The following is a 20,383-nucleotide window of genomic DNA, read 5'->3' on the forward strand; positions in this document are numbered from 1 at the left end:
GTGGCGACGCTCAACGTTTCCCATGCGCATCTGGCAAGGCCGCAGTCCCTCTCCCCCCTTGAGGGGGAGATGCCCCCGTCAGGGGGCAGAGGGGGGTAGCGGCCTCACGTACTTTCGAGAGCCGACACAGGGCTGCAGCGTCGCCACCCCCCTCTGTCTGCTAACGCAGACATCTCCCCCTCAAGGGGGGAGAGGGGCGCTGCGGCCTGCCGTGCTTGCAACGCGCAAAACTGCCTGCTCCAGACACCGTCGACCCCGCGGCCCCGGACGGAGCGCAAGCGCTCCGCCCGGCCACAGGCGGTGTCAGGCCGTCGCGCCGAGCTCCTTTGCCACCTTCCAGAGGCGCCAGCTGTCATGCGGCATCTGGATGTGGGTGGAGCCGAGGAAGGCGAAGGCGTCGTTGACCGCGTTGGAGAAGGCCGGCACGCCGCCGACATTCGGGCTTTCGCCCACGCCCTTGGCCCCGATCGGGTGATGCGGGCTGGGGGTCACGGTAAAGTCCGTTTCCCAGTGCGGCGTCTCGACGGCGGTCGGCAGGAAGAAGTCCATGAAGGACGCCCCCATGACGTTGCCGGCCTCGTCGTAGCGGATCTCCTGCCCCATCGCGATGGCGAAGGCTTCCGTCAGGCCGCCATGGACCTGGCCTTCGATGATCATCGGGTTGATGCGGGTGCCGCAGTCATCGAGCGCGTAGAAGCGCCGGGTCCTGGCAACGCCCGTGTCGACGTCGATGTCCATCACGCAGAAATAGGCTCCGAACGGATAGGTCATGTTGGGCGGATCATAGTAGCTGACCGCTTCCAGCCCCGGCTCCATGCCCGGAGGGGGAGCGTGATAGGCGGCCCAGGCGATCTCGGTCATGGACTTGCGCGCCTGCGGGTTGCCCTTCACCTGGAACCCGTCCACATCCCACTCCAGATCATACTCGGAGACCTCGAGCATGTGGGCCGCGATCATCTGCGCCTTGGCGCGGATCTTGCGCGCCGCCAGCGCGATGGCCGCACCGGCGACAGGCGTGGAGCGCGAGCCATAGGTGCCAAGGCCGTAGGGGGCCGTGTCGGTGTTGCCTTCTTCCACCATGATGTTCTCGGCCGGGATGCCGATCTCGGTGGCGATGATCTGGGCCCAGGTGGTCTCGTGTCCCTGGCCCTGGCTCTTGGTGCCCATGCGCGAGATCACCGATCCGGTCGGATGGACGCGGATCTCGGCGCTGTCGAACATGGCGACACCCAGGATGTCGCAATTCTTGGACGGGCCCGCGCCGACGATCTCGGTGAAGAACGAGATGCCGATCCCCATGATCTCGCGGGTCTCGCCGCGCTTGAACGCCTCCTGCTTCTGTTTCTGCTCCTCGCGCAGTGCGCGATAGTTCAGCGTGTCCATCGCCTTCTGCATGGCGAGGTGATAGTCGCCGCTGTCATATTCCCAGCCCAGCGCCGACTGGTAGGGGAACTGGTCGCGGCGGATGAAGTTCTTCATCCTGAGGTCCGCCGGATCCATCCCGAGCTTCTGCGCCAGGATGTCCATCGCCCGCTCGATGCAGTAGGCGGCTTCCGTCACGCGGAAGGAACACCGGTAGGCAACGCCGCCGGGCGCCTTGTTGGTGTAGACGCCGTCGACCGAGAGATGGGCGACGGGGAAGTCATAGGAGCCGGTGACGATGTTGAAGAAGCCGGCCGGCCACTTGGACGGATCGGCGCAGGCATCGAAGCCGCCGTGGTCGGCCAGCACATGCACGCGCAGGCCCGTTACCGTACCGTCCTTGCGGGCGGCGATCTCGGTGGTCATGTGGTAGTCGCGGGCAAAGGACGTGGTGGAGAGGTTCTCCATCCGGTCCTCGACCCATTTCACCGGACGGCCGGTGACGATGGAGGCGACGATGGCGCAGATGTAGCCGGGATAGGCCCCGACCTTGTTGCCGAAGCCGCCGCCGATGTCCGGCGCGATGACGTGGATCTTGTGCTCCGGGATCGTCGAGAGCAGCGAGGCCACGGTGCGGATGACATGCGGCGCCTGGAAGGTGCCGTAGAGCGTCAGCTCGCCCTTCACCTTGTCCATCGCCGCGACGCACTGGCAGGTTTCCAGCGGCGAGGGATGGGTGCGGTGATAGGAGATCAGCTCCTTGATCGTGACATCGGCTTCGCGGAAGGCCTTGTCGGTCAGGTCCTTGTCGCCGACATCCCAGGTGAAGATGTGGTTGTGGTGCTTGCGCGGGCCGTGCGCACCCGTGGTCTTGCCCGCGAGATCCTCGCGCAGCACCGGGGCATCCGGGTCCATCGACCTGAACGGGTCGACCAGAACCGGCAGCTCCTCATATTCCACATCGATCAGCTGGAGGGCGTCGTCGGCGATGTAACGGTCCTCGGCCACCACGAAGGCGACTTCCTGGTTCTGGTACAGCACCTTGCCGTCGGCCAGCACCATCTGCACGTCGCCCGCAAGCGTCGGCATCCAGGCGAGATTGACGCCCTTGAGGTCTTCCGCCGTCAGCACCGCGATCACGCCCGGCAGGGCGAGGGCGCGCGAGGCGTCGATCTTCTTCACCCGGGCATGGGCGTAGGGCGAGCGGACGAAGTCGCCGAACAGCATGCCGGGCATCTTGATGTCGTCGACATACTGGCCCTTGCCCTGCGTGAAGCGGACGTCCTCGACGCGCTTGCGCTTGCAGCCCATGCCTTCCAGCCGGGCCTCGCGCTGTTCCTTGGTCAGCGTCATGTCGTTCATTCTGCGGCCTCCTGGAAGTCACGCCCGGCCAGCTTGGCAGCGGCGTACTGGATCGCCTTGACGATGTTCTGGTAGCCGGTGCAGCGGCAGAGGTTGCCGGCAATTCCGGCCCGGATCTCCGCTTCGGTCGGGTCCGGGTTTTCCTTCAGGAGCACATGCGCGCGCAGGATCATGCCGGGCGTGCAATAGCCGCACTGCAGGCCATGCATCTGGCGGAAGCCTTCCTGCAAGGCCGACAGCGTGCCATCGGCAGCGGCCATGCCTTCGATGGTGGTGATCTCCGCCCCGTTCGCCTGGACGGCGAACATGGTGCAGGATTTCACCGACATGCCGTTCAGCTCGATGGTGCAGGCGCCGCAGTGGGAGGTCTCGCAGCCGATATGCGGTCCTGTCAGGGACAGGTCCTCGCGCAGGAAGTGGATCAGCAGCGTGCGCGGCTCGACGAAGCGCTGCACCTTCTTGCCATTGACCGTGAGGGTCAGCGGAAGCTGTTCGATTTCGCTCATCTTGATCTCCCTCAGGCCGCTGCGCGGTCATAGGCGCGGGCCAGAGCCCGGCGCAGCATCACGCCGGCCATGCGCGTGCGGTATTCCGCTGGCCCACGGCCGTCGGAGGCGGGATTGGTGATTGCTTCGGCTGCAGCAACGGCACGGGTGACCACATCGGCTTCCATGGACGATCCGGTCAGGATGCGGCCCGCCTCCTCGGCAAACAGCGGCGTGTCGGCGACATTGGTGAGGCCGATGGAGCAGGAGGTGATCTGATGTCCGCTGCGGGTCAGCATCACCGCTGCCGCCGCCGTGGCGTAGTCGCCGACCTTGCGCTTCAGCTTCTCGTAGGCATAGCCGTGGCCGGCGGCCGGCACGGGAATGCGGATCGCGGCCACGATCTCGTCGGGGCTCAGCGCCGTGAAATAGGCCGCCTCATAGAACTCGCGCGCCGCCACGTGGCGTTCGCCCGAGGGGCCGACGAGCACGTAGCTCGCATCAAGGCACTGCATCAGCGCCGGCATGTCGTTGCCCGGATCGCCGTTGGCGACATTGCCGCCGATGGTGCCGACGTACCGGATCTGCGGATCGGCGATGAGCAGCGCCGTCTCGCGCAGGATCGGCAGCTTGCTCGCCAGAAGCGCGGAGGCGATGACCTCGTGCTGCGTCGTGGTCGCGCCGATGACGATCGTTCCCCCGTCCTCGCAGATGCCCTTGAGATCAGCAATGCCGGCAAGATCGACGAGATGTTCGGGCGCGGCCATGCGCAGCTTCATCATCGGGATGAGGCTGTGGCCTCCGGCCAGCGGCCGCGCCTCGTCGCCGTGACTGGCGAGAAGGGCGACGGCTTCCGCCAGCGACGACGGCCTGTGATAGGTGAATTGTCCTGGGATCACGGTTTCCTCCCTCACCGGTGCGGCGCAGACCATGCCCGCTGCACCGCATGCTCCGGATCGGAAGGCTGCGGATGTGTGCGGTGCACGCACAACGGGAGCTGCACCACTGGCGCTGCCTCTGCACGAAATGCGGTTCGCCTTGCACGAAATGCGTCAGGACTACTGTCGCAATCGGCGCAGAACTCGGCGGGGTGCGGCCGGTGCCCCGGCATCGTCCCCCGGAGTTCCGGCGCCGGACCGCGCGTCGGCACACCGGCGCGTCGGCACATCGGCGCATCAGCGCATCGGCATGTCGGCATGTCGGCGCAGCAGCGCCGGCGCGACGGAGCGCAACCAGTGCCGGACCAGGGGACCGGCAGGCGGCCGGGAGACAGATCCGGGGACTGGAAAGCCGGTGACCGGCTATTCGGCCGCGCTGGCCGTCCCGGCGGCGAGCCGCGTCTTGAGATGCGGCCACTTGGAGCGGCTCACCGGCACGCTGTGCCCATGCTGGCCGTCAAGCAGCACGATGCCGCTGTCTCCGGCGCGGCGCAGCGCCCGGACATGCGCGAGGCTCACGATGTGGGAGCGATGCACGCGGGTGAATTGCCGTGCATCCAGCAGCCGTTCCACCTCGGTGATCGACAGCGGGCAGAAATAGGCGCGCTGCAGGTCATAGAGGCGCGTGTAATGGGCGTCGGCCTGCACGGCCACGAGGTCGGCCACAGGCAGGCGGGCCTTCGTCCCTTCCCGCTCGATCGGCAGCGACGCCCCCCCTGCCCCGGCGTGTGTGCGTCCGGCCAGTCCGCGCAGACGCGCCTCGTCCGGTGCGCCTTGCAGGCCCAGCGCGACGCGGCGCAGCGGTTCGGCAAGCACGTCCTGCCGGGCCGCGGCCGCTCCGGCCAGCGCCGCCAGGTCCGCTGCACCGGTCTGCCCGTCCGTGGCCAGGGCCTCCACGCCCGTCGGATGCGCCTCCGCCCCCGGACCGCTGCCTGCGGTCATTGCAGACACGGGCCACAGTCCCGGCAGCGTGCCGGCCGCCGGCGCGGCAGTGGCAATGAGGGGGGGCGGCGCCGGGTCGGCGGCATCCGGGGATGACCGCCCGGCCCGTCCGGCCGTGACGGCAGCGCGGCCTTCTCCCGCCGCAGGCAACCGCGCCTCCGCGGCAAGCGGGTCCAGCGGATCGGCTGCATTGGCCTTTTTGGCCCGTTCTCTTTCAGCCAGTCCGCTTTCTGCCAGTCCGTTATGGGCATGACGCGTCAGCTCGTCGGCGTCGGGGACCAGCGTGAGCAGGAACAGACCCGAGACCAGGAAGGCGACCACCGAGACGATGATCGCCAGGATGCCGGGAGAGACGGCCGGTGCGCCGGCGTCCGCCAGGGGGACTGCGTCGGCATGGGCATGGGCGAGAGGCATCAGCGTCATGCCGGCCATGGCGATGTAATGCATCGCCGAGATGGCCAGCGCCAGCACCAGCGCCGAGACAAGCACGGGCGGTCTGCGGCCATGACCGAAGGCCAGCCAGACCGCGAGGCCCGAGGCGCAGAAGGCGACGAGAAAGCTTGCACCGACAAACCGGGGATTATGCGTCATGTGCGAGGAGGCGTGCAGCGCCAGCATGCCGAGGTAATGCATGCTGGCAATGCCCGTCCCCATGACGAACGCGGCCACGACCAGCCGCAGGCGGGTCAGGCCGGCGCGGCCGCGCGAGGCGGCAAAGACCGCGACGCCCACGACAAGGACGCAGACCAGAAAGGACAGAAGGGTGGGCAGGACGAGGAAATCGACCGCCACCGGAAGGCGGGCGGCAAGCATGCCGACGAAATGCATCGACCAGATGCCGAGGGCGAGTGTCAGGGCCGAACCGGCCAGAAGCACGCGGCGGCGCGACAGACGCGCCTCGCCCACGCGGACAGCCATGCTCAGTCCGGCAAAGCTGCCCTGGAAGGCAACCAGCACGGACAAGGCGACGAGCCAGGGCTCATGGGTGAGTCCCATTCTCGTGTCTCCCTCAGCCGGAACCGTGCGATGAACGGCCTCCTCCCGGCCCGATGCAGGATAGGCGAAGTCTGCCAAATGTCCACAGCCGCTGCGGCCATTGCGCGCATCCGGTCGTCTGGCTAGTCTCGCCCGCCAGAACCGCCGCCCCGTTCGGCGCCCCGTTCCGACGTGCCCGAAGGAGCCCGCCGATGTCCCTGTCCGGAAAGTGCATTCTCGTCACCGGCGCCAGCAGCGGCATCGGCCGGGCGACCGCCCGGGCCTTCCTCGAGGCTGGCGCGAGCGTCGTCCTGACCGGCCGCCGGGCCGAGGCGCTGGCCGACACGGTGGCCCTGTCCGGCGCCCCGGACTCCCGGGCGCTCTGCCTTGCCGGCGACGTCAGCGACGCGGCCTTTGTCGAGGCGCTGTTCGCGGCGCTGGAGGCCCGGTTCGGCCGGCTCGACGTGGTTTTCAACAATGCGGGTATCAGCCTGCTGTCGCGGCAGATCGACGAGATCAGCCCGGAGGAATTCCGCCGTGTTCTCGACGTCAATGTCACCGGCGCGTTCCTCGTGGCCCGTGCCGCCTTTGCCCTGATGCGGCGACAGCTGCCGCAAGGCGGGCGCATCATCAACAACGGCTCGATTTCCGCCCACGTGCCGCGTCCGGGGTCGGTCGCCTACACAACCTCCAAGCACGCGATCACCGGACTGACGCGCAGCCTGTCGCTCGATGGCCGGCGCTTCAACATCGCCTGCGGCCAGATCGACATCGGCAATGCCGCTTCGGACATGACCGATGTCATGAGCCGGGGCGTGCCGCAGGCCAACGGCACGGTCGCGGCCGAACCCGTGATGGACGTGCAGCATGTGGCCAGCTCTGTGCTGCACATGGCGAGCCTTCCGCTGGAGGCAAACGTGCAGTTCATGACCGTGATGGCCACCGCGATGCCCTTCATCGGCCGGGGGTAAGTGCATCAGCGCGGGACGCGTGCCATTGTTTTATCATGGGCCACGAGACAACCAAGACCGGACTGCATATCAGCGAGGAGCATCGGACCTTCATCGAAGTGAAGGCCCGTCAGGATGGGTATTTTTCGCCGGATGACGTCATCGCTGCGGCTCTCGACCAGATGATCGAGGATGACCGGCAGAGATTGGCTGTTGTCGACCAGTCAGCCGAGGAAATCAGGGGCAGACTGAAGTCCAGTCCGGCCTTGGATATTTCAAAGGATGACGCATTCGCTGCTGCCATGGATGTCCTGTCGCCGCGTCCCTAGGTGACCTCGCCTCTCCACCCCACCGACATCTGGCGCTTTCCCGCGAAGCCCTTGCGCTTCTCGACCGTGAAGCCCGCCGCGGCCAGGCCACGGCGCACCCAGCCGGCAGATGTGTAGGTCGCAAAGCTCCCGCCAGGGGCCGTTGCCGCATGCACGGCCTGCATCAGACCCGGCTGCCAGAGTTCCGGGTTGCGCGACGGGGCAAAGCCGTCGAGGAACCACGCGTCCACCGGAAGGGCGGCACGAAGGGCGGGCAGGGCCCCGCCTGCGGCAAGCTCGGGGACAAGCACGGTGGCGTCGCCAAGACCCAGCCAGAGCGTCGCCCCGGACAGGTCCATCCGGTGCCAGCCCGCATGAGCCCCCGCGCCGATCCGGGCACCGGCCAGCGCCAGTCTCAGTTGGCAGGCCAGATCGCCCAGCTCCGGGAAGGCGGAATGGGCCCGCTCCAGCTGGGCGATCGTCAGCGGGAAGGCCTCGACCGTGAGGAACGTGAGATGCGGCGGGTCCGGCTGGTCCTGTCGCAGCGCCAGTGTGGCCAGCAGGTTCAGTCCGGTGCCGAAGCCCAGTTCGCCGATCGTGAAGCGGCTTTTGCCCTGCCACCGCTCCGGCAGTCCGTTGCCGGCCAGGAACACATGCCCGGCCTCTGCCCGGCCGCCGGCGCGCGAGAAATAGGTGTCGTCGAAACGGGCGGCGCGGGGCACGCCGTCCTCGAGCCACTCCAGCTCCGGCGCGGCTGCGGCTGCGACTTCCGGCGTTTTCTCTTGTTCGTCCTGAGCCATGCGATAGAACCCGCCCGTGGGGCACAGCCTGTGTCCCGATCCCAGTCCTTCCTAGCGGAGCCTCAGCCCGTGACCAAGTCCCCGGATGTCGTTGTGATCGGCGCTGGCATCTTTGGCCTGTCCGTCGCCCGTGCCGCCGTCCGTCGCGGGATGCGCGTCACGCTCGTCGAGGCCGCCGCGATCGGTTCAGGCGCCAGCGGCGGGGTCCTCGGAGCGCTGATGCCGCACATGCCGGCGCGATGGAACGCGAAGAAGGCGTTTCAGTTCGAGGCCCTTGCCGCGCTCTCCGGCCTTGTGGCCGAACTTGAGGCGGAGACGGGCCTGGACTGTGGCTATCGCCGCTGCGGCCGCATCCTGCCGATCACCACGGCGGATCTGCGGGCGCATCACGAGGCGCGGGCGGCGGAGGCGCGGACGCGCTGGAGCACGGCGACCACGGGCTTTGGCTATGAGCTTGTCGATGCCGGGGCGCTTGGCGGCTGGCTCGCGCCCGAGGCTGCGCCCTTCGGCGCGGTCCTGGAAACGCTCGCGGCCCGCGTGTCGCCCCGGGCCTATCTCGCCGCGCTTGCCGCCAGCCTCGCGTCCGCGCCGGACGGTCGCGGCCAGATCCGGCTTGGCGACGGCCTCGCCCGTCTCGATGACGCGAGCGGCACGGTCCATCTTGTCAGCGGCGACAGGATCCGGGCGGAGCGGATCGTGCTCGCGCAAGGCTTTGCTGCCTTCTCTGCCCTGGCTGCGCTGACGGGCAAGACGCTTGGCGAGGGGCAGAAGGGCCAGGCGGTCCGCGTGGCGGTCGAGGTGCCCGCGTCCCTGCCCGCGCTCTACTGCGACGGGCTCTATGTCGTCCCCCATGCCGACGGCAGTGTCGCCATCGGCAGCACGGCGCTGACCGGCGTGACGGACACCAAACCGGAGCCGGCCGCGACGGCCGACCTCCTCGACCGGGCGGTCCGCTTCTGCCCTCAGCTCGCCGGGGCCCCCGTGCTCGAGGCCTGGGCCGGCATCCGGCCGAAGCCTGCGGCGCGGGATCCGCTGGTCGGCCGGGTGCCCGGACTGGAGCGCAGCTTCGTTGCCACCGGTGGCTTCAAGACCGGCTTTGGCCTCGCCCACCGCGTGGCGGCTGCCCTTGTGTCGGAGCTGCTCGGCGAGACGCCGGAGCATCCCCTGCCCGCCTCCTTCCGCCCCGAGGCGCATTTCGCCTGAGCGCCGCATGATTGGCCTCCCTCAGTTGTCGAACAGGCTGGCAATCGCCAGCGCCTTGCGCAGGCGGTTCGGATCGATGCCGCGCAGGGAGGTTTCATCGGCGTCCGGCTCATCACCCGGCGCCAACTGCGAGGCGGGTTGAGGCTCCGCCGCCGGCTGGGCCGGGGATTGCGGCTGCGGGGGCAGCTTCAGCGCCGCTGCCACCTGCCGGGCGTTGAGGGCAGCGCCCGGGCGATCGGCCTGCAGCGCAGCGTCGAGGTTGTCAAAGACCAGCGTCGGTGCGCTTCCTTTCAGTCCGGCGAGGTCAAGGGAGTTCATGCGGATGATGTCGTCGTAGCTCTGGCCGGCCACGGCCAGGTTGCCGAACTGACGCGACGCAAAGGCCGTCAGGCTGGGATTGCCGTTCTGGTAGTAGCCGTCTTCGGTCATCATCACCTCCCGCCGCTTTTCCGCGAAGGGGGTGTACTGGCTGTTCAGGTCAAAGAGACGATTGTTCGCCGGATCGTCCAGCAGCAGCGCGATTTCGGCGTCGGCGTAGGGATTGTCGTTGATGTCGATGGCATCGCGGATGATGACCAGCCCGCGTCCGGCCAGATCCCGGGCCAGCGTCTGGTTGCCGCGGGTCATGACGCTGGCGACGGGTTCATTCGCCGCGCCATTGATGAAGGTCGTGTAGTCATACAAGTTGAAGCGCGAAAGGGCGGCACCATTCGTCGAAGCGCTTTTTTCCATCGACTTGCTCGACAGGCTCAGCGCCAGCCCGCATTCCATCAGACTGTGATGATACTGGAGGACCATCGTCGCGATCGGCACCATCTCGTCACCTAAACGAATGACAGACCCGGCATTCGACACCAGGTTCTGGCTGCCGATTGAGTCCGCCAGGAAATACGCCAGCACGTCCAGCGCATCGGTCGTGGTGCCGGAAATGTCGGCGCCGATGTAGGGGCCGTAGAAGCGCTCCATGTATTTGACCACGGAGCGGTCGAGCAGTTCATTCTTGAAAATGCCGAGATCGGGCCATTCGGTGAGGTCATAGTCCGTCACCGGCCGCCGGGCGCGGTTGGCCTTGTTGAAGGCGAGCTGGTTGCGCAGGCCATCGCGAAACTGGTTCACGGCATTGACGGTCGCGTTCTGTCCGCCGCCGCCAAACTCGAAATACTCGCCGACGTAGCGCAGCATGTCGCCGATGGCATAGATGTCCTGGATCGCCCCGTCGGGCGTCACGAAGTCATCCGCCCTGACCTGCGCCGCGCCGAGGGCCCGATTGGCCGCCTTCGCCGCGCGCGTGTCGAGGAAACTGCCGACCTCTTCGTTCATCTTCGGCAGCTTCCTGACCCAGCCTGCGAAGACAGTGGCAAAGGCTGTCCCATCGCCTGTGCCCGGCTTGAACAATTCGGCCACCAGCACATCGGTCATGGTCGAGATCTGGGCTGATCGCAGCCGGTTGCGCGCATCCTGGACGGCGCGGCCATAGAGGATGATCGGGTCCTTTGCCATGAGTTCTCCCTGTCGCCGGCCTGGCGTCTGACGGTGTGCCGGACAGGCCCGTCGCGGGGTGGGCACCTTGCCCGTCTGCATGTCCGACTGTCTGATGGATGGGACGCCCGAGGCCGGTGTCTGTGACGGGATGGCTGGACAGCCGGCGGCGGGACTGCATACTGATCGCAGAGAACCGAACGGTTCGGTACGTGACGCCAGCGTCCAGGGAGACATGCATGAGCCTCGACAGTGTCCGCGCCTTCTTTGCGGAAAAGGCCCCCGACATCGCGGTGATGGTGATGGACAGCAGCACCGCGACCGTTGCGGAGGCCGCCGCCGCTCTGGGGGTCAGCCCCGCCGAGATCGCCAAGACGCTGTCGATCCAGGCCGGCGATGACGTGGTGCTGCTGGTGACGCGGGGGGATGCCCGGCTGGACAACCGGAAGGCAAAGGCCACCTTCGGCTCGAAGGTGAAGATGCTGGGGCTGGACGTGGTGGAGGACATCACCGGTCATCCGGTCGGCGGCGTCTGCCCGTTCGGTCTGGCCCGTCCGCTTCGGGTGTGCTGCGACGTGTCGCTGCAGGCCTTCGCGGAGGTCTTCCCGGCGGCCGGCGCGGTGAACGCGGCGGTGCGGATCGCGCCGGAGCGGATGGCGGCGCTGACCAATGCCGAATGGGTCGATGTCTGCAAGGGGGCGGACGAGGCCTGACAGCCCGCAAAGCCTCGTAAATCTTTTCAGGTTATCAGTCAGGCGTGTTCGGATGGGGAGCGCGCATGACAGTCCTGATCACCGGCGGCGCCGGCTATATTGGCAGCCACATGGTCCGATGCCTGCTGGATGCAGGTGAAACGCCGCTCGTGGTTGACAATCTCGTCACCGGCTTCGACTGGCTGATCCCGGAAACGGTCCCGTTCCTGCAGGCCGACGTGGGCGATATTGCCCGGATGGAGACGATCCTGCGCGAGCACGCCGTCGAGGCCGTGATCCATTTTGCCGGATCGGTGGTCCTGCCGGAATCGGTCTCCAATCCGCTGAAGTACTATCGCAACAACACCGCCGTCTCGCGCAACCTCATCGAGGCCTGCGTCACGGCCGGCGTCGACAAGTTCATCTTTTCCTCCACGGCTGCCGTCTATGGCGATCCGGACGAGGTGCCGGTGCGCGAGGACGCGCCCCTCAGGCCGCAGTCGCCCTACGGGCTGTCCAAGCTGATGACCGAGCTGATGCTGAAGGATGTGGCCGCGGCCCATCCGTTCCGCTACACGGCCCTGCGCTACTTCAACGTGGCGGGAGCCGATCCGAAGGGGCGGACCGGGCAGGCCACGCTCAATGCCACCAACCTGATCAAGATCGCCTGCGAGACCGCGCTCGGCAAGCGCGACCACATGACGATCTTCGGCACGGACTACCCGACCGTCGATGGCACCGGGGTGCGCGACTACATCCATGTCTGGGATCTGGTCGAGGCGCACCGGCTGGCACTGCTGCGTCTGCGCGCCGGCGGCGACAGTGTCGTGATGAACTGCGGCTATGGCCGGGGTTCGAGCGTTCGCCAGGTCATCGACGCGGTTCAGGCCGCCTCCGGCGCCCGGTTCGACGTGCGCCTCGGCGACCGGCGGCCGGGTGACATGCCCGAGGTGATTGCCGCCAACGACCTGATCACCCGCGAGCTGAACTGGAAGCCGCAGCTCGACGACCTGTCGGCCATCATTCGCCATGCCCTGGACTGGGAAGCCGCCCTGTCGCGCCGCAACCGCATCTGATTTCGGGGCCTGCGGCAGCGAAAAACGTCACTTCGATAAAATTGTATTTTCCCACTTAAACGGACCGCAGGTGTTGGCCTGCTAGAACGTCCTCAGGATGAGGGAAAGACCTGGATCGCCGAGGCATCTGGCCAGAGCCGAACGAGGTCAGCTCCTGCAAAACGAGGAGTGGGGTTATGAAGAAGTTTTTCGTAGCAGCAGCCGCCGCAGCGATGCTCATGACCAGCGGCGTCATGTCGGGCGCAAATGCAGGCTGGTTCGGCAACACGCGAGCACTTGGCGAGCCGGAGATCTTCCAGCCGGAAGTCTCGCGCAGCGAACCGCGCTACACGCCGCGGTCGGGCAATGTGACCCGCGGCAAGACGCGCGCTCCCAAGGCTTATCTGGTGTTCTGCATCCGCAATCCGGGCGAGTGCCGTGGTGACCGCTCCAGCGTGGATGTCGTCTCCTACTCGCCGCAGCTGGTTGCCAAGCTCAACCGCGTCAACAACCAGGTCAACCGGTCCATCACCTGGGTGAAGGAATCGGGGGACAGCTGGAAGGTCGGCGGCCGCACCGGCGACTGCGAGGACTTCGCACTCACCAAGCGCAGCCAGCTGATCAAGCTGGGTGTGCCGGCCGGTGCCCTGCGCATGGCGGTGGTCCGGACCCGCGAGGGCGAAGGCCATGCGGTGCTCGTGGTCAAGACCACCAAGGGCGAGCTTGTTCTCGACAACATCAAGAAGACGATCGTGTCGCGTCAGCAGACCGATTATCGCTGGATCGCGATCGCCAGCCAGAACCCGGGCGCCTGGCAGCGGCTGTAACCCGGAGCTGGCTTGCCAGCCCTGCCACCCGTGAGCCTGTTCCTGCCCCGCCCCCTGACGCCGCCGCAAGGCGGCGTCTTCTTGTGGCGCACCAGGACCGCCTCGGTCACACGGGTCAGGATCTAGGGCTAGGGCAAGGCCTGCCGGCAGCAAGGATTCCGCACGCAGCAAGGTTCCTCCGGCAGGTCCTCTCGCCCCGTACGGGCCGTACCATCGCGCGCAACTGTCGCCGGCCGCGCATCCGGATCGACCATCCGGAGTGCCTGTCGAATGCCCCTGTCGGGTGCGTGTGTCGACCGCGTTCAGGATTGTGCCGACGTCTCTCACCACTTGACTGACACAGGCCCTGTGGGGACCTCGAAGTGGCCGGGCCCCCTGAGCCGAGATGGAGACGGTCGCCGACGTTGGCCCATGGGTCGCGGCGCACCGGCTCGCCGGGCATCCGCGCCATGAGGTGGCAAGGGCCGGCCTGCGTGTCCCCTCCGCCGACCGTGGATCGGAGCAGATGCTGCCTCCGCCGCGATCTCCTCTCCGGTCAGCCGATTCACCCGCCGGAGCTGCTCCACGGCCCGGCGCCTCTATGAAGGCGTGTCGAAAGAGCCTGACCCCGAACGGAATGGCCGGTTATCGCGACCGGCCGTCGCGCAAGCCCGCCAGCCGGACTGCCGCTTGCGCGCCTTGCGCACCGAACGCGGACGCCGGCTGCCCCCTCCGGCACCGGTCGCTTTTCACCCACGTGCCCACGGATCATCTCCGGTCGACCGAGCGGCATCCTCCGGGCTTTCTTGTGCGGGTGGTTCATTCTCGTGATGACGGGAGTTTCGTCTGGCGAGAACAACCTTCAGGCATTCGCGACCGGGGCACACCGTCCTCGGAGACGCCTGCCAGAGTCCCGGGCCGGGCTTCCTGATGCGGACAAGCGGAGGCGGGTTTGCAGCGCCATGACGCTCCGAAAATGCAAAAAGCCCGCTCGCGCGGGCTTTTCATGTTCTTTGGCGCTGACCCGGAGCGGATCAGTTGTCGCTGCCGCCGTCCGGAGCGTCCAGACCGTCGTCAGCAGCCGGACCAGCTGCAACCGGGCCGTCCAGGGCACCGTCACCGCCGCCGATCGCGTCAGCGAGGTCGGTAAGAGCGGCCTGCTGGGCCGGATCGGTCGAGAGCTCGGCCGCAGCGCGCAGGGCCTCGGCAATGTTGGCACCGCCACCCTGGATCTCGGCAAGGCTCGCAGCGAGCTCGGCGATGACCGCCGTGCGCTGCGCTGCCGGAACGTTGGCGAGCAGAGAGCGAACCAGCGGGGCACACGGAGAACCGGCGCCGCAGGCGGCGACGACGGACGCGACGTTCACGCCCTGGGCGGAGACGACAACCGGCGAAACCGCCGAAAGGGCGATCGCAACCGAGGCGACCTTGGCGATATTAAAGAGCTTCATAACAATCTCCAGCAATTCAATTTACGAACTACGATGGAACAGACGGCCGCCGCCAACGCGACGACGTTGGGGTATCTATGCCACAGATCCTGAGCCTTGTCACTGAATTTTAAACATATCGTTAACCGCAAGGCCGCGAAGGGCTTAGCCCCGCCCGAGAACCTGCCGCTAAGGCAGCTCAAGGCCTATCCGTGGCCAATATGGCATTGAAAGGCTTGTGTTTGCCCGCCAGCTCCGGCATCCGTGTCTGGCGAGGACCATGGACGGCACACGCCTGCTGTCCGCCTGTCCCGCTTTTGCATGCACTTTCTTTGCCGGATCCGTGATTGAATGAGTGCTCCGTTGTCCTCCCGTCCGCCCCGTCTGCGCGCAGATCCCGTTTTCGCGGTTGCTGCCGGCTGCCTCGGGGCCGTCATGATCGTGATCGGTGCTGTCGTTCTCTGGCAGGAGACAAGCATTTTCCTGACCAGCGGCCAGAGCCGGTCCGAGCGTCTGGCCCCGCTTCTGACGGGGGACGTGCAGACCGGCCTGTCCGGATATGCGAACCGCATCCTGCTCCAGGATTGCGACGAGGCGATGAACTCGACCTTCGGCCGGCTGCTGCCGCAGGACACGCGCCGGGCCTATGCCGGCAACTGTGACCGCCTCGCCGACGAGGTGCTCGACCAGCGGCCGGCCGATGGCCTCGCCCTGCTGATCAAGGCCAGCGCCAATTTCATCCTCGGCAACGACAGCGAGGCCGCCGCCGCCCTGACCCTGTCGCAGAAGCTGAGCCCCGGCGAGGGCTGGCTTGCCGACGGCCGTCTGAAGCAGGGCTTGCCGCGGTATGCCGACCTGCCGGACGAGGCAAAGGCGGCGCTGACGCAGGACGTGGCGCTGCTGGCAAGCTCGCGGCGCAGCGCTGCATGGCTGGCGCGGCTCTATCTCCGGCGTGACGGGCGGCAAGAGGTGCTGGCCACGCTGTTCGAGGCCCTTCCGGATGCCTCGAAACGCAACGTGCTCGCCGAGATCCGCGCGGCCTCCGACCCCAACTGACAGTCCGTTCCAAGGCGAAGGCAGACAGCCCATGTCCACTGCACACCCGACCGACACCGGCGACCTGCGCGCATCCGGGCGCAGCAGCACGTCCCGCCTGAACGACATCACGGGCCGGGCGGTGCTCGCCGTGCTGCTGCTCGCTCCGGTTCCGCTCGGCAGCAACCGTCCCGTGTTCTGGGCCATCTGGGCCATCGTGCTCGGCGCGATCCTTGCCGCCTATGCGCTGGTGCTGAAGCGCAAGGCGCTCAAGCTGCGCCTGCCGTTTGCCCAGCTCAACGTCCTCACCTTCCTCTTCTGCGGCGTCTCGCTCTGGATCGCGGTCCAGATCCTGCCGCTCGGGACGCTCCTGCCGCTGCCGGCCGTCGTCTCGGTGGCCGGGTATCAGCTCGAGTTCGGGAGCATCAGCCTGGCGCCGGGCGACGGGCTTCTGGCCATGCTGCGCTGGCTCAGCTACGGGGTGCTGTTCTTCCTCGCCGTTCAGGCGAGCGTGCGCCGCCAGCGCGCCCGGCGGCTGCTGTGGTTCGTCCTGCTGTTCGTCGCCGCCCAGGCTGCCTACGCGATGATCGCAATGCTCTATCTCGCCGACCAGGTGGTCCTGGTGGAGAAGACCCAGTATCTCGGCGAGGCGACCGGCACCTTCATCAACCGCAACTCGCTGGCAACCTATCTCGGCTTCGGAGCCGTGGTGGCCCTGCTGCTGGCGATGCCGGACGAGCCGGACACGAACCCGACTCGCCGGCGCCTGCGGCGAACGCGGTTCGACCTCAACATGACGTCGGAAAACGTGCTGGCGGCCGTGGCCCTGGTCCTCATTCTGGCCGCCCTCCTTGCGACCGGGTCCCGCATGGGCCTGTTCGCCACGGCCTGCGGTCTTGCCACCGCCGGCTTGCTGCGGCTGGCAACATGGCGCGCCCGTCTCCTCAGTCTCGGCCTGCTTGCGGCCGGCGGCCTCCTGTTCCTCTTCACCTATGGCGCCGGCACGGTCGACCGCCTGATCATGGTCGAGAGGGATTCGGAAGGGCGTCTCAGCATCTACAGCGACACGTTCGACATGATCTCCGCCCGGCCGCTCATCGGCCACGGCGCCCAGTCCTTCGAGTTCGCCTTCCCGCTCTATGACAGCGACCCGACCAACAGTGCCTATACCTTCGACAAGGCCCACTCGACCTACCTGACACACTGGAGCGAGCTGGGCCTGGTCTTCGGCAGCCTGCCCCCGCTGATCGTGGTGCTGATCGGCTGGACCATCCTGTCGGCCTATCGCGCGAGCAGCCAGCGGCCGGTCGAGCTCTGTGCCCCGCTTGGAGTGATCGTGGTTGCCGCGGTGCATTCAACCGTCGACTTCAGCCTCGAAATCCAGGCGGTTACATTCCTTTTCGTAACGATCTTGGGCATAGGTTACGCAACGGCCTACGAACTGGCCAAGCGAACGGCCTGAGGGATCAGGCATCGGGAGAAAGATGGTCAAGTTTCTGAAGGCCCTGTTTTCAGTGCCCGCGAAGGCTGCGGCTGCGGCCAACGGCATCCGTGTCGAGCCACGCCAACCTGACCTGCTCTATGCCGTCGGCGATGTGCATGGCCGTCTCGACCTCCTGCAGCAGCTGGAGGCGCGCATTGCCGCCGACGCGGAGCGCATCGGTCTTGCACCCACGGTGGTCTATCTGGGGGATCTCGTGGACCGCGGCCCCCAGTCGGCCGCGATCCTGGACCGGGCCATCGGTCCTGCGCCCGCGGGCTGGACGCGCATTCATCTCGCCGGAAACCACGAGCTGATGATGCTCGGCTTCCTGCAGAACCCGAAGGCCAACCTTGCCTGGCTCGACTTCGGCGGCGCCGAAACCCTGTTTTCCTACGGCATGTCGGTTCAGGATGTCGAGCAGGTCCGCAAGCATCCCGGCAAGGCTGCCGGCACGCTTGCCGTGTTCATTCCGGAGGAGCACATCCGCTTTCTCGAACGGATGATCACGGGCGTGCATTATCCGGGGCTGCTGCTGGTTCATGCCGGCATCCGGCCGGGAACACCGATCGAGGAGCAGACCGATCTGGACCTGACCCGCATCAAGACCGAGTTCCTGGCCAGTGATGCCGATCACGGTGCCGTGGTGGTGCATGGACACAGCATCGTGAAGCAGCCCGAGCGGCGCGCCAACCGCATCGCCATCGACACCGGAGCCTATGCCACAGGGACCCTCACCGCCGTGCGCCTCCAGCCCGCCATCGAGCCGGCCTTCCTTCAGGTGAGCGCTGGACGGGACGGGTGAGCTCCGATATGTGATGCCATTGTAGGCTTTACTTCATTTTTTTGTTCCTATGTCCCGATGCGGTCCGCTTCGGCTTCTTGAGAAAGCATTGCGCTCATGGACGAGACAGAAATCGATTTCCGGCATCTTTTCGGCATCGTGCGCCGCCAGGTCAGGTTGATTGCCGCCACCATCGCCGTCGTTGTCGCGATCGCCGCCGTCGCGGTCTTCTCGATCACGCCGATGTATACAGGGACAACCCTCGTTCTGGTCGATCCCAGCCGCAAGAACCTCATGGATCCGAGCAACGTGTCGGGATCCTCGGCGACAGACAGCGCGCGGGTCGAGAGCGAGGTGGAGATCGTCGATTCCGACGCGGTCCTGCTGTCGGTCATTGCGACAAAAAACCTGATCACGGATCCGGAATTCGGCGTGAAGCTCGGGATGAAGGACAAGGTCCTTGCATTCCTGCGCATCCGCGAGCCGACGCTGCCGACGGGACAGGATGCGCTCGGATCGGTGCTGTCGCGGTTCAAGAAGAACATCACCGTCGCCCGTCGCGGCCTCACCTACCTGATCGCGGTGTCCGTCCGGTCGGAGAACCCGGATCGCGCGGCCGAGCTCGCCAACGCGATTGCCGAGACCTACATCCGGGCCCAGATCGAATCGAAGACCTCCGCCACGCGGGAATCCCGCGACATCATCGACCGGCAGCTGGCGGATGCGGAACGGGCGGTTGTTGCGGCCGAGAAGGCCTTCGACGACTACATCTTCGGCAACGTTAACGAATTCGTCAGCGCCACCGGTCGCACGGACCTGGCCGAGATCCGGAACCGGATCGACGAGCTGGCCAATGAACGAACCTCGGCCGAGGGACGGGTCGCGGGCCTGCGGCAGAAGCTTGCCAGCAATGATTTCCAGACCCTTGCCGCGGAACTCGAGAACGAGGCCGTTGCCGCCCTCAACCAGCAGCGCGAACAGTTGCAGCGCGCGCTCGGCGAGGCCGCAGCCGGTTCGGCACGGGCCGTCAACCTGCGTCAGGAACTGGAGCGCATCGAGCAGAACCTGCTGACGGAAGCCGAGACCGCGCTCGGCGAGCTGCAGACCTCGATCACCGACTACGATACGCAGGCCACCACCCTGCGCCGCGATCTCAACACCGCGATCCTCGGCAGCAACCTGCCGGCCGACACGCTCGCCCAGATCTATCGTCTGCAGCAGACGTCGCGCAATGCCGCGACGCAGTACCAGGCCCTGCTGGCCCGCTCCCAGGCGCTCGAGACGGAAACCGCGCTGCAGATTGCTGACAGCCGCGTGGTTTCGCCGGCCTTCCCGCCGACCGGCCCGAGCTCGCCCAAGGTCATGCTGATCCTGGCGGTTGCCGGCCTGTTTGCCGTCGGCGCCGGCTTTGCGCTGGCCTTCATCTTCGAGAACTTCATCGGCGGCTTCACCAGCGAGGAACAGGTTCAGGCGGTGACCCGCCTGCCGCTGGCCACGGTTGTTCCCCGCCATGCCGCCGGCAGCAGCCAGTTTTCCGTCTCCGACGCGCTGATCGAAAGTCCGCTGTCGATGTATGCGGAATCAGTCCGGCGGTTGCGTGCCACCATCGACAACACGCTGCAGGCCACCGTGCCCGATCGGGCCGAGGCAAAGGGCAAGAAGGGCTTCGTGATCATGATGTCCTCTGCCCTTCCGGGCGAAGGCAAGTCGACGATGTCGCTGTCGCTCGCCAGAACCCTGGCCCTGTCGGGGGCCAGCACCCTGATCATCGACTGCGACTTCCGCAAGCCGAGCATCCAGCGCCACCTCAATCTCGAGCCGTCCAACGGTCTGGTCGACTTCCTTGTCGGCGACATCGGCTCGGAGGACCTGCTGCAGAACATCGTCAAGTCCGACCCCAAGACCGCCCTGACGGCGGTGGTTGGCGCGCGGCGCTCCGATGTGCCCACCGACCAGCTCATCACGCGGGAGCGCTTCACGCGCCTCGTGCAGACCGCGCGGCAGCGCTTCGACTATGTGGTGCTCGATTCCCCGCCGATCGAGCCGGTGGTCGACGGCCTGTATCTGGCGAAATATGCCGATGTGATCACCTTCGTGATCCGCTGGGCCAAGACACCGCAACGTCTCTGCGTCCACTCGCTGCAGCGCCTCGCCCAGACCAAGGCCGAGCATTGCCGCATCCTGACGCTGCTCAACCAGCAGGAAGGCAAGAGCGGCTACTACACGGCCTACTCGGACTACTACACCGAGTAGACGCCGGACCACCCGCGGACGCGTCTCCGACGGCCCCCTCTGCG

General features: G+C 66.8%; 17 protein-coding genes. 10 read left to right on the forward strand and 7 right to left on the reverse strand.

Annotated elements, in window-relative coordinates:
- Positions 1 to 303: 303 nt before the first annotated feature.
- The 4 genes from GWI72_RS09840 to GWI72_RS09855 all read right to left on the reverse strand — a co-directional run bounded on the left by GWI72_RS09840 (position 304) and on the right by GWI72_RS09855 (position 6,085).
- Positions 304 to 2,724, reverse strand: a complete 2,421-nt coding sequence (locus GWI72_RS09840) for an aerobic carbon-monoxide dehydrogenase large subunit (RefSeq protein WP_161708522.1) — start codon at positions 2,722 to 2,724, stop codon at positions 304 to 306.
- A complete protein-coding gene (locus GWI72_RS09845) occupies positions 2,721 to 3,230 on the reverse strand; it encodes a (2Fe-2S)-binding protein (protein ID WP_161674403.1) in 510 nt (169 codons plus the stop codon). Before GWI72_RS09845 ends, GWI72_RS09840 begins: the two co-directional genes overlap by 4 nt.
- A gap of 11 nt (positions 3,231 to 3,241) precedes the next feature.
- Positions 3,242 to 4,108: an FAD binding domain-containing protein gene (locus tag GWI72_RS09850; protein WP_161708523.1), complete on the reverse strand. Its 867-nt coding sequence runs from the start codon at positions 4,106 to 4,108 to the stop codon at positions 3,242 to 3,244.
- Between the two features lie 402 nt (positions 4,109 to 4,510).
- Positions 4,511 to 6,085, reverse strand: a complete 1,575-nt coding sequence (locus tag GWI72_RS09855) for an MHYT domain-containing protein (RefSeq protein WP_161708524.1) — start codon at positions 6,083 to 6,085, stop codon at positions 4,511 to 4,513.
- Between the two features lie 191 nt (positions 6,086 to 6,276).
- On the opposite strand from GWI72_RS09855, the gene GWI72_RS09860 reads away from it, so the two are divergent.
- Positions 6,277 to 7,035: an SDR family oxidoreductase gene (locus GWI72_RS09860; protein WP_161674410.1), complete on the forward strand. Its 759-nt coding sequence runs from the start codon at positions 6,277 to 6,279 to the stop codon at positions 7,033 to 7,035.
- 35 nt (positions 7,036 to 7,070) lie between these two features.
- Positions 7,071 to 7,343 (forward strand): hypothetical protein, encoded by a 273-nt coding sequence (locus GWI72_RS09865; protein ID WP_161708525.1) that lies wholly within the window; start codon positions 7,071 to 7,073, stop codon positions 7,341 to 7,343.
- On the opposite strand, the gene mnmD is transcribed toward GWI72_RS09865, so the two are convergent.
- Positions 7,340 to 8,122: a tRNA (5-methylaminomethyl-2-thiouridine)(34)-methyltransferase MnmD gene (gene mnmD / locus GWI72_RS09870; RefSeq protein WP_161708526.1), complete on the reverse strand. Its 783-nt coding sequence runs from the start codon at positions 8,120 to 8,122 to the stop codon at positions 7,340 to 7,342. The genes GWI72_RS09865 and mnmD overlap by 4 nt on opposite strands.
- Positions 8,123 to 8,191: 69 nt before the next feature.
- Between mnmD and GWI72_RS09875 the strand changes: the two genes are divergently transcribed.
- Positions 8,192 to 9,325: an FAD-dependent oxidoreductase gene (locus tag GWI72_RS09875; protein ID WP_161708527.1), complete on the forward strand. Its 1,134-nt coding sequence runs from the start codon at positions 8,192 to 8,194 to the stop codon at positions 9,323 to 9,325.
- Positions 9,326 to 9,346: 21 nt separating this feature from the next.
- Here GWI72_RS09875 and GWI72_RS09880 read toward each other — a convergent pair whose 3' ends face one another.
- Positions 9,347 to 10,825 carry a hypothetical protein gene (locus GWI72_RS09880; RefSeq protein ID WP_161708528.1) on the reverse strand — a complete coding sequence of 493 codons (1,479 nt, stop codon included), beginning with the start codon at positions 10,823 to 10,825 and terminating at the stop codon, positions 9,347 to 9,349.
- A gap of 218 nt (positions 10,826 to 11,043) precedes the next feature.
- Here GWI72_RS09880 and GWI72_RS09885 point away from each other — a divergent pair, with 218 nt between their 5' ends.
- The 3 genes from GWI72_RS09885 to GWI72_RS09895 all read left to right on the forward strand — a co-directional run bounded on the left by GWI72_RS09885 (position 11,044) and on the right by GWI72_RS09895 (position 13,378).
- Complete coding sequence (locus tag GWI72_RS09885) at positions 11,044 to 11,517, forward strand: YbaK/EbsC family protein (protein ID WP_161708529.1); 474 nt, start codon at positions 11,044 to 11,046, stop codon at positions 11,515 to 11,517.
- A gap of 65 nt (positions 11,518 to 11,582) precedes the next feature.
- A complete protein-coding gene (gene galE, locus GWI72_RS09890; protein ID WP_161674422.1) occupies positions 11,583 to 12,572 on the forward strand; it encodes a UDP-glucose 4-epimerase GalE in 990 nt (329 codons plus the stop codon).
- A gap of 176 nt (positions 12,573 to 12,748) precedes the next feature.
- Positions 12,749 to 13,378 carry a transglutaminase-like cysteine peptidase gene (locus GWI72_RS09895; RefSeq protein WP_161674424.1) on the forward strand — a complete coding sequence of 210 codons (630 nt, stop codon included), beginning with the start codon at positions 12,749 to 12,751 and terminating at the stop codon, positions 13,376 to 13,378.
- 1,013 nt (positions 13,379 to 14,391) lie between these two features.
- Here GWI72_RS09895 and GWI72_RS09900 read toward each other — a convergent pair.
- On the reverse strand, positions 14,392 to 14,808 hold the full coding sequence (locus tag GWI72_RS09900; protein ID WP_161708530.1) for a hypothetical protein: 417 nt from the start codon (positions 14,806 to 14,808) through the stop codon (positions 14,392 to 14,394).
- Positions 14,809 to 15,222: 414 nt separating this feature from the next.
- On the opposite strand from GWI72_RS09900, the gene GWI72_RS09905 reads away from it, so the two are divergent.
- The 4 genes from GWI72_RS09905 (at position 15,223) to GWI72_RS09920 (ending at position 20,339) form a co-directional block, all read left to right on the forward strand.
- Complete coding sequence (locus GWI72_RS09905) at positions 15,223 to 15,843, forward strand: hypothetical protein (RefSeq protein ID WP_161708531.1); 621 nt, start codon at positions 15,223 to 15,225, stop codon at positions 15,841 to 15,843.
- A 31-nt stretch (positions 15,844 to 15,874) separates the two neighbouring features.
- Complete coding sequence (locus GWI72_RS09910) at positions 15,875 to 17,284, forward strand: O-antigen ligase family protein (protein ID WP_161708532.1); 1,410 nt, start codon at positions 15,875 to 15,877, stop codon at positions 17,282 to 17,284.
- Positions 17,285 to 17,306: 22 nt separating this feature from the next.
- A complete protein-coding gene (locus tag GWI72_RS09915; protein WP_161708533.1) occupies positions 17,307 to 18,107 on the forward strand; it encodes a metallophosphoesterase in 801 nt (266 codons plus the stop codon).
- A gap of 96 nt (positions 18,108 to 18,203) precedes the next feature.
- On the forward strand, positions 18,204 to 20,339 hold the full coding sequence (locus GWI72_RS09920; RefSeq protein WP_161708534.1) for a GumC family protein: 2,136 nt from the start codon (positions 18,204 to 18,206) through the stop codon (positions 20,337 to 20,339).
- Positions 20,340 to 20,383: the final 44 nt, after the last annotated feature.

Source organism: Pannonibacter sp. XCT-53, assembly GCF_009915765.1.
GTDB classification, from domain to species: domain Bacteria; phylum Pseudomonadota; class Alphaproteobacteria; order Rhizobiales; family Stappiaceae; genus Pannonibacter; species Pannonibacter tanglangensis.

Excerpts from the sequence above, each read along its gene's own strand:
- GWI72_RS09865 (WP_161708525.1), top strand. The coding sequence starts at position 7,071 with ATGGGCCACGAGACAACCAAGACCGGACTGCATATCAGCGAGGAGCAT.
- GWI72_RS09840 (WP_161708522.1), bottom strand. The coding sequence starts at position 2,724 with ATGAACGACATGACGCTGACCAAGGAACAGCGCGAGGCCCGGCTGGAA.
- galE (WP_161674422.1), top strand. The coding sequence starts at position 11,583 with ATGACAGTCCTGATCACCGGCGGCGCCGGCTATATTGGCAGCCACATG.
- GWI72_RS09855 (WP_161708524.1), bottom strand. The coding sequence starts at position 6,085 with ATGGGACTCACCCATGAGCCCTGGCTCGTCGCCTTGTCCGTGCTGGTT.
- GWI72_RS09915 (WP_161708533.1), top strand. The coding sequence starts at position 17,307 with ATGGTCAAGTTTCTGAAGGCCCTGTTTTCAGTGCCCGCGAAGGCTGCG.
- GWI72_RS09880 (WP_161708528.1), bottom strand. The coding sequence starts at position 10,825 with ATGGCAAAGGACCCGATCATCCTCTATGGCCGCGCCGTCCAGGATGCG.
- GWI72_RS09885 (WP_161708529.1), top strand. The coding sequence starts at position 11,044 with ATGAGCCTCGACAGTGTCCGCGCCTTCTTTGCGGAAAAGGCCCCCGAC.
- GWI72_RS09860 (WP_161674410.1), top strand. The coding sequence starts at position 6,277 with ATGTCCCTGTCCGGAAAGTGCATTCTCGTCACCGGCGCCAGCAGCGGC.
- mnmD (WP_161708526.1), bottom strand. The coding sequence starts at position 8,122 with ATGGCTCAGGACGAACAAGAGAAAACGCCGGAAGTCGCAGCCGCAGCC.
- GWI72_RS09895 (WP_161674424.1), top strand. The coding sequence starts at position 12,749 with ATGAAGAAGTTTTTCGTAGCAGCAGCCGCCGCAGCGATGCTCATGACC.
- GWI72_RS09910 (WP_161708532.1), top strand. The coding sequence starts at position 15,875 with ATGTCCACTGCACACCCGACCGACACCGGCGACCTGCGCGCATCCGGG.
- GWI72_RS09900 (WP_161708530.1), bottom strand. The coding sequence starts at position 14,808 with ATGAAGCTCTTTAATATCGCCAAGGTCGCCTCGGTTGCGATCGCCCTT.
- GWI72_RS09845 (WP_161674403.1), bottom strand. The coding sequence starts at position 3,230 with ATGAGCGAAATCGAACAGCTTCCGCTGACCCTCACGGTCAATGGCAAG.
- GWI72_RS09905 (WP_161708531.1), top strand. The coding sequence starts at position 15,223 with ATGATCGTGATCGGTGCTGTCGTTCTCTGGCAGGAGACAAGCATTTTC.
- GWI72_RS09920 (WP_161708534.1), top strand. The coding sequence starts at position 18,204 with ATGGACGAGACAGAAATCGATTTCCGGCATCTTTTCGGCATCGTGCGC.